Origin of the sequence: Streptomyces flaveolus (genome assembly GCF_044765825.1) — a bacterium.
GTDB lineage: Bacteria > Actinomycetota > Actinomycetes > Streptomycetales > Streptomycetaceae > Streptomyces > Streptomyces flaveolus.
The window spans coordinates 195,158-209,622 of the sequence record NZ_JBIWKU010000005.1 but is presented as its reverse complement, the minus strand read 5'-3'; the positions used below and the strand labels follow the sequence as shown (position 1 = coordinate 209,622).

15 protein-coding genes are annotated in these 14,465 nt (G+C 74.0%); 14 read left to right on the top strand and 1 reads right to left on the bottom strand.

The annotated features are described in order from the left end of the window. The first annotated feature begins 9 nt into the window (after positions 1–9). Complete coding sequence (locus ACIRG6_RS17325) at positions 10–543, top strand: YbjN domain-containing protein (protein WP_189230029.1); 534 nt, start codon at positions 10–12, stop codon at positions 541–543. Positions 544–622: 79 nt separating this feature from the next. Here the strand turns inward: ACIRG6_RS17325 and ACIRG6_RS17320 are convergent, their stop codons facing one another. Further along, positions 623–1,813 carry a pyridoxal phosphate-dependent aminotransferase gene (locus ACIRG6_RS17320; RefSeq protein ID WP_403323384.1) on the bottom strand — a complete coding sequence of 397 codons (1,191 nt, stop codon included), beginning with the start codon at positions 1,811–1,813 and terminating at the stop codon, positions 623–625. Positions 1,814–1,979: 166 nt separating this feature from the next. Here ACIRG6_RS17320 and ACIRG6_RS17315 point away from each other — a divergent pair, with 166 nt between their 5' ends. The 13 genes from ACIRG6_RS17315 (at position 1,980) to ACIRG6_RS17255 (ending at position 14,451) form a co-directional block, all read left to right on the top strand. Next, the gene (locus ACIRG6_RS17315) at positions 1,980–2,279 is read left to right on the top strand and encodes a hypothetical protein (protein WP_403323381.1); all 300 of its coding nucleotides are present in this window, start codon (positions 1,980–1,982) and stop codon (positions 2,277–2,279) included. Between the two features lie 398 nt (positions 2,280–2,677). Then, a complete protein-coding gene (locus tag ACIRG6_RS17310) occupies positions 2,678–3,223 on the top strand; it encodes a DUF2617 family protein (RefSeq protein WP_318213698.1) in 546 nt (181 codons plus the stop codon). Between the two features lie 79 nt (positions 3,224–3,302). After that, positions 3,303–5,102 (top strand): polyamine aminopropyltransferase, encoded by a 1,800-nt coding sequence (locus ACIRG6_RS17305; protein WP_403323378.1) that lies wholly within the window; start codon positions 3,303–3,305, stop codon positions 5,100–5,102. Between the two features lie 290 nt (positions 5,103–5,392). Beyond that, positions 5,393–6,565: a sensor histidine kinase gene (locus tag ACIRG6_RS17300; RefSeq protein WP_364683298.1), complete on the top strand. Its 1,173-nt coding sequence runs from the start codon at positions 5,393–5,395 to the stop codon at positions 6,563–6,565. After that, a complete protein-coding gene (locus ACIRG6_RS17295; protein WP_403323374.1) occupies positions 6,562–7,320 on the top strand; it encodes a response regulator in 759 nt (252 codons plus the stop codon). The genes ACIRG6_RS17300 and ACIRG6_RS17295 overlap by 4 nt, the downstream gene beginning before the upstream one ends. Positions 7,321–7,372: 52 nt before the next feature. Then, entirely contained in the window at positions 7,373–8,122 is a 750-nt protein-coding gene (locus tag ACIRG6_RS17290; protein ID WP_403323371.1) for an SRPBCC domain-containing protein, read from the top strand. Between the two features lie 77 nt (positions 8,123–8,199). Beyond that, the gene (locus tag ACIRG6_RS17285) at positions 8,200–8,988 is read left to right on the top strand and encodes an aldose epimerase family protein (protein ID WP_364683292.1); all 789 of its coding nucleotides are present in this window, start codon (positions 8,200–8,202) and stop codon (positions 8,986–8,988) included. A 10-nt stretch (positions 8,989–8,998) separates the two neighbouring features. Further along, on the top strand, positions 8,999–9,547 hold the full coding sequence (pyrE, locus tag ACIRG6_RS17280; protein ID WP_403323368.1) for an orotate phosphoribosyltransferase: 549 nt from the start codon (positions 8,999–9,001) through the stop codon (positions 9,545–9,547). 120 nt (positions 9,548–9,667) lie between these two features. Beyond that, positions 9,668–10,699 carry a class II fructose-bisphosphate aldolase gene (gene fbaA / locus ACIRG6_RS17275; protein WP_364683288.1) on the top strand — a complete coding sequence of 344 codons (1,032 nt, stop codon included), beginning with the start codon at positions 9,668–9,670 and terminating at the stop codon, positions 10,697–10,699. Between the two features lie 85 nt (positions 10,700–10,784). Next, a complete protein-coding gene (locus ACIRG6_RS17270; protein ID WP_225638212.1) occupies positions 10,785–11,198 on the top strand; it encodes a DUF3151 domain-containing protein in 414 nt (137 codons plus the stop codon). A 139-nt stretch (positions 11,199–11,337) separates the two neighbouring features. Beyond that, positions 11,338–12,153: a tryptophan 2,3-dioxygenase gene (locus tag ACIRG6_RS17265; protein ID WP_225638211.1), complete on the top strand. Its 816-nt coding sequence runs from the start codon at positions 11,338–11,340 to the stop codon at positions 12,151–12,153. Further along, positions 12,146–13,387, top strand: coding sequence for a kynureninase (gene kynU / locus ACIRG6_RS17260; protein ID WP_364683284.1), 1,242 nt, complete (start codon positions 12,146–12,148; stop codon positions 13,385–13,387). The genes ACIRG6_RS17265 and kynU overlap by 8 nt, the downstream gene beginning before the upstream one ends. Positions 13,388–13,563: 176 nt before the next feature. Continuing rightward, the gene (locus ACIRG6_RS17255) at positions 13,564–14,451 is read left to right on the top strand and encodes an alpha/beta hydrolase (RefSeq protein WP_364683282.1); all 888 of its coding nucleotides are present in this window, start codon (positions 13,564–13,566) and stop codon (positions 14,449–14,451) included. The last annotated feature ends 14 nt before the right edge of the window (positions 14,452–14,465 follow it).

Here is a 14,465-nt window from a genome sequence, read left to right as displayed (position 1 = left end):
AAAAACACGGTGAGCATCGACCCGTCCTCGATTCCGAACTTCGGGGGCCAGCCCGAGCCGCAGCCCCAAGGGCCGGCGGGCCCCGTCGTCCCGGATCAGGACCTCGTGAAGCAGCTCCTCGAACAGATGGAGCTCAAGTATGTCGTCGACGACGAGGGTGACCTCGCGGCGCCGTGGGAGCAGTTCCGTACGTACTTCATGTTCCGTGGCGAGGGCGACCAGCAGATCTTCTCGGTGCGGACGTTCTACGACCGTCCCCACCAGATCGACGTCAAGCCGCAGCTGCTGGAGTCGCTCGACGACTGGAACCGGCGCACCCTGTGGCCCAAGGTGTACTCCCACACCCACGACGACGGCACCGTCCGCCTGATCGGCGAGGCGCAGATGCTGATCGGCATGGGCGTCAGCCTGGAGCACTTCGTCTCCTCGACGGTCAGCTGGGTGCGCGCCGCCATCGAGTTCGACCGCTGGCTGGTGGAGCAGCTCGGCCTGGAGCAGGAGGTCAACGAGGCGGAGAAGCCCGAGGACGAGGGCGGCGAGTAGTCCGCCCCCCGCGTACCGGGGAGCCCGGCCGGGCACCGACACCACCTGGGGTCGTGTGCCGGGGCCGGGCTCTCGCCGTTCAGCGTCCCAGCGACTTCAGCCGCCGTACGGCCTCCTCCAGCACCGATGTCCGCTTGCAGAACGCGAACCGGACGAAGGGGGCGCCCGCCTCCCGGTGGTCGTAGAAGACGGCGTTGGGGATGGCGACGACACCCGCGCGTTCCGGCAGGTCGCGGCAGAAGGCGAAGCCGTCGCTCTCGCCGAGGGGCCGGATGTCGGTGGTGACGAAGTACGTCCCGGCGGGGCGGTAGACGCCGAAGCCCGCCTCCGCGAGGCCGGCCGCGAGGACGTCCCGCTTGGCCTGCATGTCCGCGCGGAAGGCGGCGAAGTGGGAGTCGGGCAGCGCGAGGGCCTCGGCGACGGCGTACTGGAAGGGGCCGGACGCCACATAGGTCAGATACTGCTTGGCCGAGCGGACCGCGGTGACCAGGGCGGGCGGGGCGGTGATCCAGCCGACCTTCCAGCCGGTGAACGAGAACGTCTTGCCGGCCGAACCGATGGTCACCGTGCGCTCGCGCATCCCGGGGAAGGACGCCATCGGGATGTGCTCGGCGGTGTCGAAGACCAGGTGCTCGTAGACCTCGTCCGTCACCACCAGCAGGTCCCGCTCCACGGCCAGCTCGGCGACCGCCGCGAGTTCCGCGCGGGTCAGGACGGTGCCCGTCGGGTTGTGCGGGGTGTTGAGCAGCAGCAGGCGGGTGCGGTCGGTGACCGCGGTGCGCAGCTCGTCCAGGTCGAGGCGGAACGTGCCCTCGTCCGGGCGCAGGGTCACCGGCACCCGCGTGCCGCCCGCCATGGCGATGCAGGCCGCGTACGAGTCGTAGTACGGCTCCAGCGCGATCACCTCGTCGCCGGGCTCCAGCAGGGCCAGCAGTGAGGCGGCGATGGCCTCGGTGGCGCCGGCGGTGACCAGGACCTCGGTGTCCGGGTCGTAGGACAGGCCGTACCGCCGCTGCTGGTGGGCGGCGACGGCGGTACGCAGCTCGGGGACGCCCGGGCCCGGCGGGTACTGGTTGCCGCGCCCGTCGCGCAGGGCCCGTACGGCCGCCTCCCGGATCTCCTCGGGGCCGTCGGTGTCCGGGAAGCCCTGTCCCAGGTTGATCGCCCCGGTCTTCACCGCCAGGGCGGACATCTCGGCGAAGACCGTGGTCCCGAACTCGGCGAGCCGGCGGTTGAGGAAGGGGCGTGCGCTGGAGGTCATGGCGGTCATCCTGCGCCGAAGCTCTGGAGTTCCTCAACTCTGCTTTGGGGCGTGGCGGGTGAGGGCATCCCCCGTTCACGCAACGAGCTTCACGGAAAGCGGGGCGCCCGACGGGGGGTTGCTTCGGGGGAACTTCCGGGCGGGAGCCCGGGGGAATCGGAAGGAGGGTGACGCCATGGTCTTCGGCCTCATCCTGATCGTGATCGTCGCTCTGATCGTCGCCGGGATCGTCTCCGGCGTGCGCGGCCGCTCCACCGCCGGGCGGGTGCGCGGCCGGGGCTCGCGGTCGTCGGGCGGCAGCTACAGCAGCAGCAACAGCTGGTGGGCCGGTGGGGGAGACGGCGGCTCGTCCTCGGGCGGGCACCACCACGGAGGCCACTCCTGCGGGAGCAGTTCGTCCTGCGGCGGCGGCTCGTCCTGCGGAGGCGGGTCGTCCTGCGGGGGAGGGGGCGGCGGATGCGGTGGAGGCAGCTGACACGGGGCAGCTGAGCTCCTGCCAGGGGGAACCGCATCCGCTTCGAGGGGGCCCGCACCTGGGTCCGGGCCCCCTGCCCCCACCGAGAGCGCCCGCCGGGAAACACACCCGGCGGGCGCTCGCACACACCGGCGCACGCCGGGCGGGCCGGGCGCGCGCCATGGTTGAACAGTTGAGCTGTGGACCCCCCGGGGGATGGAAACGCCACGAAGTTGGGTAAAAACGCTGTGGTGCCGCCACAGTTCATGATTGCCTCTCCCTCGTCAACGCAGCCCCCCGGACGACCTGTTGACCCCCCTCCTGACCGGCCGACTGGGCTGCCCGGGCCGCCTCCCCGACAGTGACCGGGGTGCGCAGGCCCACACCTTCCTCTCCTTGTGTGCTTGCGGAGCCGATCCATGCTCACGACCCTGAACACCGCCTACACCGACACCCGCGCCGCCGACCTGGCCTGGGCCCTGGGGCGCGAACCGCTGCCCGCGCTGGCCAGCCTCGACATCGAGCTGACGGGGGCCAAGCTGCAGTTGAGGCTCCTCGGTGCCTCCCACCAAGTCCTGCTGGAGGAGGAGCGGGGCAGTTGCTCGGAGACGGTCGCGTGCATCCCGGGCAGCAGCACGCCGCTTCCGCTGGGCGTGGCCAAGCGGGTGGGCGACTGGGAGTACGAGTTCGCCGCCCGCGTGGAACTGCTCACGCCGGGCTCCTTCGCGGGCCGGGCCCAGGAACTGCTGGCCCTGGTCGCCGACCATCCGCACGGGCTGGCAGGCGTCTTCCCCGGCAGCCCGCACGCCTTCACCGCGCTGCTCGCGCACCGGCACGAGGGCCAGGTGCACTGGCGCACCTGGCACGCCTATCCGCAGGACGGCCAGCTGGTGGCGACCCGGACCCGGGTCGGCGTCCGGGTGCCGGCGCGGCAGCTCAGCCCGTCCGGGGCGGGACGCGGATAAACCCGCGGGGGCCCAGAGGGCGGAAGTTTCACACGTGTGGGTGACGAGGTGCAGCCGGGGAGTGACGTAACGTCACTGCGTGATCGAACCGCACGCTCCCGCTCCGCCCGGCTCACCGCCGTCCTGGGACGGCGCGGACGGGCGCGGTGGCCCCGGCGGGCCGGACAGCCGTCCTGGCCTCCGCGGGCCGGGCGGCCGCAGCGCCCCGAAGCGAACCGGCCCGAACGGCCCCGGACCGACGGAACCCGGGCCGCCCAAACCCGGCCCGAACGGTCCCGGTGCGCCGGGGCCCGGGCCGACCGTCCGGCTGCCCGTCCGGCCCGGCACCGGGCGGTTCCTGGTCCTCGCGGGCGTCTTCGTCTGTGCGGCCTGCGGACTCGTGTACGAACTCGAACTGGTCGCCCTCGCCTCGTATCTGATCGGCGACTCGGTCACCCAGGCGTCCGTCGTCCTGTCCGTCATGGTCTTCGCCATGGGCATCGGCTCGCTCGCCGCCAAGCGGCTGCGCCGGTTCGCGGCGGCCGCTTTCGGCGCGGTCGAGGCCGTCCTCGCCCTCGTCGGCGGCTCCAGCGCCATGGCGCTGTACTCCGTCTTCGCCTGGACCGGCGGCTGGGGCGGCCTGTGGTCCGACGGCCCGCGCTTCCTCCTGGTCGCCTTCTCGCTCACCATCGGCCTGCTGATCGGCGCCGAGGTGCCGCTGCTGATGGAGCTGATCCAGCGCATCCGCCGCCAGGACGCGGGCGGCGCCGTCGCCGACCTGTTCGCGGCGGACTACGTCGGCGCCCTCGTCGGCGGCCTCGCCTTCCCCTTCGTCCTGCTGCCCTTCCTCGGCCAGCTGACCGGCGCGCTGCTCACCGGCACGGTCAACGCGGCCGTCGGCGCCGCGCTGGTCCTCGGCCTGTTCCGGCGTGACCTGACCCGCCGGGCCCGCTGGCTGCTGGTGACCGCCAACGTCGTCGTGCTCGCCGTCCTCGCCTCGGCGACCGTCCTCGCCGACGACTTCGAACGAGCCGCCCGGCACGCGGTCTACGGCCAGGACGTCCGCGTGGCCGTACAGACCGGCGTGCAGGAGGTGGTCCTCACCGGCGGCACCGACGGCCGGACCCTCCGCCTCTTCCTGGACGGCCGGCTGCGCGTCAGCGGCAGCGACGAACGCCGGTACCACGAGGCCCTGGTGCAGCCGGCCATGACCGGGCGGCACGCGCGCGTGCTGATCCTCGGCGGCGGTGACGGCCTCGCCGCGCGGGAGGTGCTGCGCCATCCGGACGTCCGCCGCGTCGACGTCGTGGAACTCGATCCGGGCCTCGCCCGGCTGGCCCGGCACGACCCCGGCCTGTCCGCGCTGAACGAGCACGCCTACGGCGACCCGCGCGTACACGTCACCGCCGCGGACGCCTTCCGCAGGCTGCGCTCGACGCCCACCGAGACGTACGACGTGGTGATCTCCGACCTGCCCGACCCGGGCATCACGGCCAGCACCAAGCTGTACTCGCTGGAGTTCTACGGCCTGCTGCGGCGGGTGCTCGCGCCGGGCGGGCGGCTGGTCGTGCACGCCGGGCCGGTCTCCGCGCGGCCCCGGGCGTTCTGGACCGTCGACGCGACGCTGCGCGCGGCCGGCCTGCGGACCGTGGCCTACCGCGTCGGCGGTCGCGACACCGGCTTCACCGCGGGCCCCGACCGGGCGGCCGGCACCGCCCGCGCCCCGCGGGACCGGGGCTTCGTCCTCGCCGCCCGCACGCCCCCCGGCCTGCGCCTCGACCCGGCGGCCCCCCGCCCGCTCACCCTCACCCGGCAGTCCCTCACCGCGGCCACCCGGTCGGCGGCCCGCACGCGCGTGTCCGGCCTGCCGCCGTCCACGCTGGTGCATCCGCGGTACTGAGCCCGCCGGAGCGTCCCCACCCCCCGGAGCGTCCCCACGCCCCCCGGCGCGGGCCGCCCTGGACGATCCCCGCGCTGCGGCCCGTCCCTTCCCCCGGGCTCGGGACGGGCCGCCGCGCCCCCCTGTGGATCGTTCGCACCGAGAACCTACGGCCGCCCCGCCCGCCCCGGAATCCCGCAGCGGGTGGATACCGGAGCCCACCCGGCGCGGTAGACGCGCGGTTCCTGCAACTTCCGCGGTACGGCGGAAGGATGACGCCGCCGCCGGGCGGGCGGACTTACCCTGCGGCAATGCGCCTGCACCCCCTGGCGGCCGACGGCCTGATCGCCGCGGCGCTGACGACCGTGGCCGTCCTGCTCGGCACCGAGGCCGTCGCCCAGGGATGGCCCGCGCTCGGCCCGCTCGCCTGGACGCTCGTCGCCCTGGTGAACCTGCCGCTCGCCCTGCGCACCCGGGCCCCCGTCACCGTCTGCCTCGTCTCGCACGGCTGGTGGGCGGTCTCCATCGCCCTCGGCGAGTGGCCCGTGGTCGGCTCCTTCGGCCCCATGCTCGCCGTCTACACCGTGGCCTCCCTGCGCTCCACCCGCGTCGCCGCCGCCTCGGCCGCCCTGCTCGCCGGTGTCTGGATCTGTGCGGGGATCGTCAGCGACGCCGACGCCATGGCGTCCGTCGTCGGCCAGGCCGTGGGCTTCCCGCTCGTCCTGTGGCGGTTCGGGTACGTCGCCCGCCGGACGGCCGAACTCACCCGGGAACTCCGCGCCGAGCAGGCCGCCCGGGCCCGGCGCGAGGTGGCCGAGGAGCGGGTGCGGATCGCCCGCGAGCTGCACGACGTGGTCGCCCACCACATCGCCGTCATCAACGTCCAGGCCGGTCTGGCCCGCTTCGTCTTCCACTCCGACGCCCCCACCGCCCGCGGCGCCCTCGACACCATCGAGGGCGCGAGCGGCGAGGCCCTCGCCGAACTGCGGCGCATGCTCGGCCTGTTGCGTGCCGACGGGGTGCAAGGCGCGGACGGTGCCCCGGCGCCGGGGCTCGACCAGCTCGGCGAGATGGTCACCCGGGTGCGCACCGGCGGCGTCGGCGTCGACCTGCGCGTCACGGGCGAACCGCGCGCCCTGCCGCCCGGCGTCCAGCTGTGCGTGTACCGGGTGGTCCAGGAGGCCCTGACCAACGTCCTCAAGCACGCGCCCGGCGCGCACGCCGCGGTCGAACTCGCCTACCGCGCGGGCGAGGTGACGGTGTCGGTGACCGACGACGGCCCCGGGGACGCCCGGCGGGAGGGGGCGGATTCGGACACAATCCCCGATCGCGGCGGCCACGGCTTGATCGGTATGCGCGAGCGGGCCAAGCTCTACGGCGGGACGATCGCCGTCGGCCCGCGCAGCGAGGGGGGCTTCGGCGTGCGCCTGACCCTGCCGACGCCGGTACAGACCGCACGCCGGGGAGACACCGTCCCGGAATGACCGACGCAGACCGTCCGACCCACCATCCGACCGACCGTGCGACGGACCGTCCGGACGACCGCGCGACGGGCCGTCCGATCAGGCTGCTCGTCGTCGACGACCAGTTCCTCGTCCGCAGCGGGCTGGCCGCGCTGCTGCGGGCCGCCCCCGGCATGGAGGTCGTCGGCGAGGCGTCCGACGGTGCGGAGGCGGTGGCGCTGGCCGCGGCGACCCGGCCGGACGTCGTCCTGATGGACATCCGCATGCCCGGCATGACCGGCATCCAGGCCACCGAGCGGATCCTCGCCGACGCGGTGGACCCCGCGCCGAGCGTCCTCGTCCTCACCACCTTCGACCTCGACGAATACGTGTACGGCGCCCTGCGCGCCGGAGCCTCGGGGTTCCTGCTCAAGGACGCCGGCCCCGAACGGCTGCTGGCCGCGGTCACCGCGGTGCACGGCGGTGACGCGCTGTTCGCCCCCGCGGTCACCCGGCGCCTGGTGGAGGCGTTCACGCGGATGTCGGAGCCCGCGGACGCCGGACAGCCGCCCGAGCTGACGGCGCTGACCACCCGGGAGGCCGAGGTCCTGAAACTGGTCGCCCGCGGTCTGAGCAACGCCGAGGCCGCCGACCGCCTGTTCATCAGCGAGGCCACGGTGAAGACCCACCTCAACCGCACGATGTCCAAGCTGGGCCTGACCAGCCGGGCCCAGGCGGTGGTGGTGGCGTACGAGACGGGACTCGTGACGCCCGGGGGTGCCGCGGGCGGCGGGTGAGTTTGTGCCGACGGGGGGTGCGCCGGGCGCCCGCTGGGTAGGCTGCGCTGACATGGAGCATGAGGTGTTCGTTCCGGTTCCGGCCGAGCGGCTCAGGGACGTGCTGGCCGACCCCGTGAGGGTCGCCCGGGCGATTCCGGGGCTCCAGCAGGACGCCGGCGCCGAGCCCGTCGCGGGACGGCTCAAGGTGCGCATCGGCAGCCACTCCATCACCTACCGGGGCTCGCTGCGGCTGTCCGCGCGCGACGACGGGGCGTACGTCGTCGAGGGCGACGCCACGGAGTCGCGCGGCACCGGCGCGGTCACGCTGGCGCTCGTCCTGCACGTGCGGGACGCCGACGGCGGCACCACCCTCGCGTTCGCCGGGACGGCCACCGCGGACGGGCGGGTCACGGAGCTGCCCGAGGAGTCGGTGACGTCGGCCACCACCCGCCTGATGACCCGGTTCGCGGAGAACCTGGGCGCGGCGGCCGCCGAGACGGAGCCGCGGCACACGTCGGTCTTCGACACCGAGGTCCCCCCGTCCTCCCTCGACGCCGAGGAGACCCCGGCCGTCCCGCGGCTCCCCGTCACCCCCGAAGCCGCCGAACCCCCCGCCGAGGCCGCGCACGCGCGCCGCACGATGATCGGCCGCAGCGCCGAGGAGGTGGACCACGCCCCGCCGCGCGGTCGCTACGCCCCCGTCCCGGCACCCCAGGCGAACGCGTCCGGCACCCCCCTGCGCTGGGCCGCCCCGGCGGCGGCCCTGGCCGTGGCCTCGGCGATCGTGGTCGGCAGGGCGCTGCGCAACAGGCGCCACTGACCCGCAGCCACGCACCGGGCCGCGGCGCGTGCCCCGGCCCGGTGGGGGCCCCTTGATCGCCCCAGTAGGGTCGTGGCGTGAGTAACGAACCCATCACGCTGACCGCGGGTGACGCGGAGGCGACCGTGCTGCCGGGCAACGGCGGCCGGATCGGCGGGCTCCGTGTCGGCGGCACCGAGCTGCTGCGCCAGGGCGACCGCTACGGCTGCTTCCCGATGGTCCCCTGGTGCGGCCGGATCCGCGAGGGCCGCTTCCGGGACGGTGCCGCCGTCCACCAGATGCCGCTGAACTCCCCGCCGCACGCCATCCACGGCACCGCCCGCGACGGCGCCTGGCGCACCGCCCGCGTCACCGGGAACGAGGCCGTCATCACGTACGACCTCGTCGACCCCTGGCCCTACTCGGGCCGCGTCACGCAGGTGATCGCGCTCTCCGAGGACGCCCTGACGCTGACGATGTCCGTGGAGACGTACGCGTCGTCCTTCCCGGCGCAGATCGGCTGGCACCCGTGGTTCAACCGCACGCTCGACGGGGCGGACGTGGCGATCGCCTTCGACCCCGCCTGGCAGGAGGAGCGCGGCGACGACCACCTGCCCACCGGCAACCGGACCGACCCGAAGCCGGGCCCGTGGGACGACTGCTTCGGCATGCCGGACGGCGTCGACGTGACGCTGACCTGGCCGGGCCGGCTGGAACTGAAGGTGACCAGCCCGGAGCAGTGGGCCGTGGTCTACGACGAGCAGGAGGCCGCCGTCTGCGTGGAGCCGCAGACCGGGCCGCCCGACGGCCTGAACACCCTCCCGCGCCTGGTCACGCCGCTGGAGCCGCTGGAGGCCACGACGACCTGGAGCTGGACCCGGCTCTAAGCTGGTGCGCATGACGGATGTACGCGCGGCGCTGCTGCAGCAGATCAAGGACAAGGCCGTGGTGCACGGCAAGGTGACCCTCTCCTCGGGGCTGGAGGCCGACTACTACGTCGACCTGCGCCGCATCACCCTGGACGGCGAGGCCGCGCCGCTGGTCGGGCAGGTGCTGCTGGACCTGACCGACGACCTGGAGTTCGACGCGGTCGGCGGGCTGACCATGGGCGCCGACCCGGTCGCCGCGAGCATGCTGCACGCCGCCGCCGCGCGCGGCAAGCGCCTGGACGCGTTCGTCGTCCGCAAGGCCGCCAAGGCGCACGGGCTGCAGCGCCGCGTCGAGGGCCCGGACATCAAGGGCCGCCGCGTCCTCGTCGTCGAGGACACCTCCACCACCGGCGGCTCCCCGCTCACCGCCGTCGAGGCCGTGCGCGAGGCCGGCGCCGAGGTCGTGGCCGTGGCGACGATCGTCGACCGGGCGACGGGCGCCGCCGAGAAGATCGAGGAGGGCGCCGGGGTGCCGTACCGGTACGCCTACTCCAAGGACGAGCTGGGCCTCGACTGAGGTCCACTCGGAGTATCCCGCCCCGTCTGGAAAGATGGGGCCGACGATGACGTCGCCCCCAAGGTCTAGGTCAGGGCCGTAAGCACGCAGCACGCCCACCCGCACATACAAGGAGCGGACATGCCCATCGCAACTCCCGAGGTCTACAACGAGATGCTGGACCGGGCGAAGGCAGGAAAGTTCGCCTACCCGGCCATCAACGTGACCTCTTCCCAGACGCTGCACGCGGCCCTGCGCGGTTTCGCGGAGGCGGAGAGCGACGGCATCGTCCAGATCTCCACCGGCGGTGCCGAGTTCCTGGGCGGCCAGCACAACAAGGACATGGTGACCGGCGCCGTAGCCCTCGCCGAGTTCGCGCACATCGTCGCCGAGAAGTACGACGTCACCGTCGCGCTGCACACGGACCACTGCCCGAAGGACAAGCTGGACGCGTACGTGCGTCCGCTGCTCGCCGTGTCCGAGGAGCGCGTCAAGGCCGGCCGCAACCCGCTGTTCCAGTCGCACATGTGGGACGGCTCGGCCGAGACCCTGGCCGACAACCTCTCCATCGCCACCGAGCTGCTGGAGCGCGCCCGCGCCGCGAAGATCATCCTCGAGGTCGAGATCACCCCGACCGGCGGCGAGGAGGACGGCGTCTCCCACGAGATCAACGACTCCCTCTACACCACGGTCGACGACGCGGTCCGCACCGTCGAGGCCCTCGGTCTCGGCGAGAAGGGCCGCTACCTGCTCGCCGCGTCCTTCGGCAACGTGCACGGCGTGTACAAGCCGGGCAACGTGGTGCTCCGTCCCGAGCTGCTGAAGGAGCTGAACGAGGGCATCGCCGCCAAGTACGGCCAGCCCGCCGGCAGCAAGCCGTTCGACTTCGTCTTCCACGGCGGCTCCGGCTCCTCCGAGCAGGAGATCGCGACCGCGCTGGAGAACGGCGTGGTCAAGATGAACATCGACACGGACACCCAGTACGCCTTCACGCGTCCGGTCGCCGACCACATGTTCCGCAACTACGACGGCGTCCTGAAGGTCGACGGCGAGGTCGGCAACAAGAAGACCTACGACCCGCGCACCTGGGGCAAGCTGGCCGAGGCCGGCATGGCCGCGCGCGTCGTGGAGGCCTGTGGCCACCTGCGCTCGGCGGGCCAGAAGATCAAGTAACGGCCGCAGACGCACGACGGGCCCGGCACCCCTGGGGTGCCGGGCCCTCGCACGTCCGCCCCCGGCATGGCGCAGACTTGTCCCCATGGCCATTCACGAGAACCTCCTCGGGGGACCGCCCCCGACCCACCTCCCCGACGACCCCGGGCCGCGCGAGCTGCTGGCCGGCGGCACCTCCGCCGCCGACGTCGCCGCGAAGTACCCGACGTCCTCGCTGGCCTGGGCCCGCCTGGCCGACGAGGCGTACGAGCGGGGCAGCGTCGTGGAGTCGTACGCCTACGCCCGTACGGGCTACCACCGCGGTCTGGACGCCCTGCGCCGCAGCGGCTGGAAGGGCCACGGCCCGGTGCCCTGGGAGCACGAGCCCAACCGCGGCTTCCTGCGCGCCCTGCACGCCCTCGCCCGCGCCGCCCAGGCGATCGGCGAGAAGGAGGAGTACGAGCGCTGCAGCCAGTTCCTGAAGGACTCCTCGCCGACGGCGGCCGAGGTGCTGGGCTGACGTACCGGCTCCGCAAGGCCCGCGACAGGCGGGCCTTGCGGTTTCCTGGGAGCATTGCGGAGGATGCCGTTGGGGACCGGGGCCCCGTGCCGGTAACGGCAGGGCGGACCGCTACCCGTAGTGCCATCAGGAGACAGAAATGTCCCACGACGCCCCGAATCTGGACTTCGAGGGCAGCACGCCGTACGAGGACTACGTCAAGGCGGACGTGCTCACCCATCTCCAGCACACCCTCTCCGACGATCCCGGAGAGATGGTCTTCCTGGTCACGACCCAGGTCATGGAGCTGTGGTTCACCGTCATCGTCCACGAGTGGGAGACCGCGGCCCGCGCCCTGCGCGAGGACCGGCTCCAGCCGGCGACCGACGCGCTCAAGCGCTCGGTGCGGGAGCTGGAGGCGCTGAACGCCTCCTGGACGCCGCTGGCGGGTCTCACGCCCGCCCAGTTCAACTCCTACCGCAGCGCCCTCGGCGAGGGCTCCGGCTTCCAGTCGGCGATGTACCGCCGCCTGGAGTTCCTGCTCGGTGACAAGTCCGCGTCCATGCTCGTCCCGCACCGCGGCGCGCCGCGCGTCCACGCCGAGCTGGAGAAGGCGCTGCACGAGCCGAGCCTGTACGACGAGGTCGTCCGGCTGCTCGCCCGGCGCGGCTACGACATCCCGGACGCCGTGCTCCAGCGGGACGTCACCCGGAAGTACGAGGCGGCGCCCGAGGTGGAGGCCGCCTGGACCGCCGTCTACTCCGGCGACCAGAACGGCGACCTGGCCCGCCTCGGCGAGGCCCTCACCGACGTCGCCGAGCTGGTGTGGCGATGGCGCAACGACCACCTGGTCGCCACCCGCCGCGCCATGGGCTCCAAGACCGGCACCGGCGGCTCCGCCGGGGTGGCCTGGCTGGAGAAGCGCGCCCGGGGCAATGTGTTCCCCGAGCTGTGGACGGCGCGGTCCTATGTCTGAGCTGATGAGCGAGGCGGAGCGGCTGGACGCCGCCGACGGGCTGGCCGCGGTGCGCGAGCGGTTCGTCCTGGACGACGTGACCTACCTGGACGGCAACTCGCTGGGCGCCCTGCCCGCGCACGTCCCCGACCGCGTGGCGGACGTCGTACGGCGTCAGTGGGGCGAGCTGCGCATCCGGTCCTGGGACGAGAGCGGCTGGTGGACCGCCCCCGAGCGGATCGGCGACCGGATCGCCCCGCTGGTCGGTGCGGCGCCCGGGCAGATCGTGGTGGGCGACTCCACGAGCGTCAACGTCTTCAAGGCGGTCGTCGCGGCCGTACGGATGGCGGGCCGGGGACGGGACGAGATCCTCGTCGACGCCACCACCTTCCCCACGGACGGGTACGTCGCCGAGTCCGCGGCCCGGATGACCGGCTGCACGCTGCGGCCCGTCGTCCCGGCCGAGGTGCCCTCGGCGCTGGGCGACCGCACCGCCGCGGTCCTGCTCAACCACGTCGACTACCGCACGGGCCGGCTGCACGACCTGCCCGGGCTCACGGCCGCGGTGCACGCGGCGGGGGCGTACGCCGTCTGGGACCTGTGCCACAGCGCGGGCGCCCTGCCGGTCGGGCTGGACGAGCACGGCGTCGACCTGGCGGTCGGCTGCACCTACAAGTACCTCAACGGCGGCCCCGGTTCGCCCGCCTACCTGTACGTGCGCCACGACCTCCAGGACCGCTTCGACTCCCCGCTGCCCGGCTGGAACTCGCACGCCGAACCCTTCGGCATGCGGCCCGGGTACGCCCCGGCCTCCGGTGCGCTGCGCGGCCGGGTCGGCACGCCGGACATCCTGTCCATGCTCGCCCTGGAGGCGTCCCTCGACGTGTGGGACGGGGTGTCCGTCGAGGCGGTGCGCGCCAAGTCCCTCGCCCTGACGGACTTCTTCCTGCGCTGCGTCGGGGAGTACGTCCCCGAGGGCCGGGCCGAGTCCGTGACGCCGGCCGCGCACGCCGAGCGGGGCAGCCAGGTGGCGCTGCGCTGCTCCCCCACTCTCGAATTCGCTCGAGCGGGAGGGGCCCCCAACGCCGGCGACGTCATGCGGCGGCTGATCGAGCGCGGGGTGGTCGGGGACTTCCGCGCCCCCGACGTGCTGCGCTTCGGTTTCACCCCGCTGTACGTCGGGTTCGCGGACGCGGAGCGGGCGGCGCGGGTGCTCGCCGAGGTCCTGGCGGAGGGCTCGGCACCGGAGGACTGAGGAACGGGCCGCCGGTGAGGTGCGGCGCCCGGGACGGCCGGACCGGCCCGGGCACCGCACTCACCCAGCGTGACATCCCCGTGTCCGCGCACGTCACCGGCCTGATAACGTCCCGCCGACGGCCGATTCCCTTTCCCCGGTCCGCCAACACCGTTTCGTCGCTGAGAGGTTGGAGCATGCCGGACGCCGCCGCAGAACCGGGCACCGCTGCCGCGCGGAACGCCGCGGAGGAGAAGTCGGCCTTCTCGCACCCTGCGGTCGACCCCGACAGCACCGCAGCGTACGGCGACCACCCCGACCAGGTGATCGACTTCTACGTCCCGCGCGGCGCGGGCGGCGGCCCCGGTATGCCCGCGCCCGTCGTGGCCGTCCTGCACGGGGGCGCGTGGCGGGCTCCGTACGACCGGCGCCATGTCAGCCCGTTCGCCGGGTTCCTGGCCGGCCGGGGCTTCGCCGTGGCCAGCGTGGAGTACCGGCGGGGCGGCGCGGGCGACCACTCGGTCGCGGGGCGCTGGCCCGACACCTTCGACGACGTGGCCGCCGCGCTGGACGCCCTGCCCGCGCTGGCCGGACAGCACCTGCCGGGGGCCGACGCGCGCCGCACGGTGCTCACCGGCCACTCGGCGGGCGGCCACCTCGCCCTGTGGGCGGCGGCCCGGCACCTGCTGCCCGCCGACGCGCCCTGGCGCCTCGACCGCCCGCCGTCCCTGCGCGGTGTGGTCGCCCTCGCGCCGATCGCCGACTTCGAGGTCGCCGGGAAGCTGGACGTGTGCGGGGGAGCGGCCCGGCAGCTCCTGGGCGGCGAGGAGCACTACGCCGAGCGCCGGCCGTACGCCGACCCGGCCCTGCTGCTGCCCACCGGCATCGCGACCACCGTCGTCCAGGGCCGCGCCGACGTGGACGTCCCGCAGGCGGTCGCCGAGGCGTACGCCGACGCGGCGGCGAGGGCCGGTGAGATGGTGGGTGTGACGCTGCTGGAGGACGTCGGCCACTTCCCGCTGATCGACCCGGCGGCGGACGCCTGCGCGGTGGTGGCGGAGGAGATCGCCCAGCTCGCCTGGTGAGCGGTTTGGCCCGC

What these genes read in the sequence shown, in the direction of transcription:
- ACIRG6_RS17290 (WP_403323371.1), top strand. Translation starts at nt 7,373, where the DNA reads ATGGAGCATGAGGTGTTCGTTCCGGTTCCGGCCGAGCGGCTCAGGGAC.
- ACIRG6_RS17300 (WP_364683298.1), top strand. Translation starts at nt 5,393, where the DNA reads ATGCGCCTGCACCCCCTGGCGGCCGACGGCCTGATCGCCGCGGCGCTG.
- ACIRG6_RS17315 (WP_403323381.1), top strand. Translation starts at nt 1,980, where the DNA reads ATGGTCTTCGGCCTCATCCTGATCGTGATCGTCGCTCTGATCGTCGCC.
- fbaA (WP_364683288.1), top strand. Translation starts at nt 9,668, where the DNA reads ATGCCCATCGCAACTCCCGAGGTCTACAACGAGATGCTGGACCGGGCG.
- pyrE (WP_403323368.1), top strand. Translation starts at nt 8,999, where the DNA reads ATGACGGATGTACGCGCGGCGCTGCTGCAGCAGATCAAGGACAAGGCC.
- ACIRG6_RS17265 (WP_225638211.1), top strand. Translation starts at nt 11,338, where the DNA reads ATGTCCCACGACGCCCCGAATCTGGACTTCGAGGGCAGCACGCCGTAC.
- ACIRG6_RS17295 (WP_403323374.1), top strand. Translation starts at nt 6,562, where the DNA reads ATGACCGACGCAGACCGTCCGACCCACCATCCGACCGACCGTGCGACG.
- ACIRG6_RS17270 (WP_225638212.1), top strand. Translation starts at nt 10,785, where the DNA reads ATGGCCATTCACGAGAACCTCCTCGGGGGACCGCCCCCGACCCACCTC.
- ACIRG6_RS17320 (WP_403323384.1), bottom strand. Translation starts at nt 1,813, where the DNA reads ATGACCGCCATGACCTCCAGCGCACGCCCCTTCCTCAACCGCCGGCTC.
- ACIRG6_RS17310 (WP_318213698.1), top strand. Translation starts at nt 2,678, where the DNA reads ATGCTCACGACCCTGAACACCGCCTACACCGACACCCGCGCCGCCGAC.
- ACIRG6_RS17255 (WP_364683282.1), top strand. Translation starts at nt 13,564, where the DNA reads ATGCCGGACGCCGCCGCAGAACCGGGCACCGCTGCCGCGCGGAACGCC.
- kynU (WP_364683284.1), top strand. Translation starts at nt 12,146, where the DNA reads ATGTCTGAGCTGATGAGCGAGGCGGAGCGGCTGGACGCCGCCGACGGG.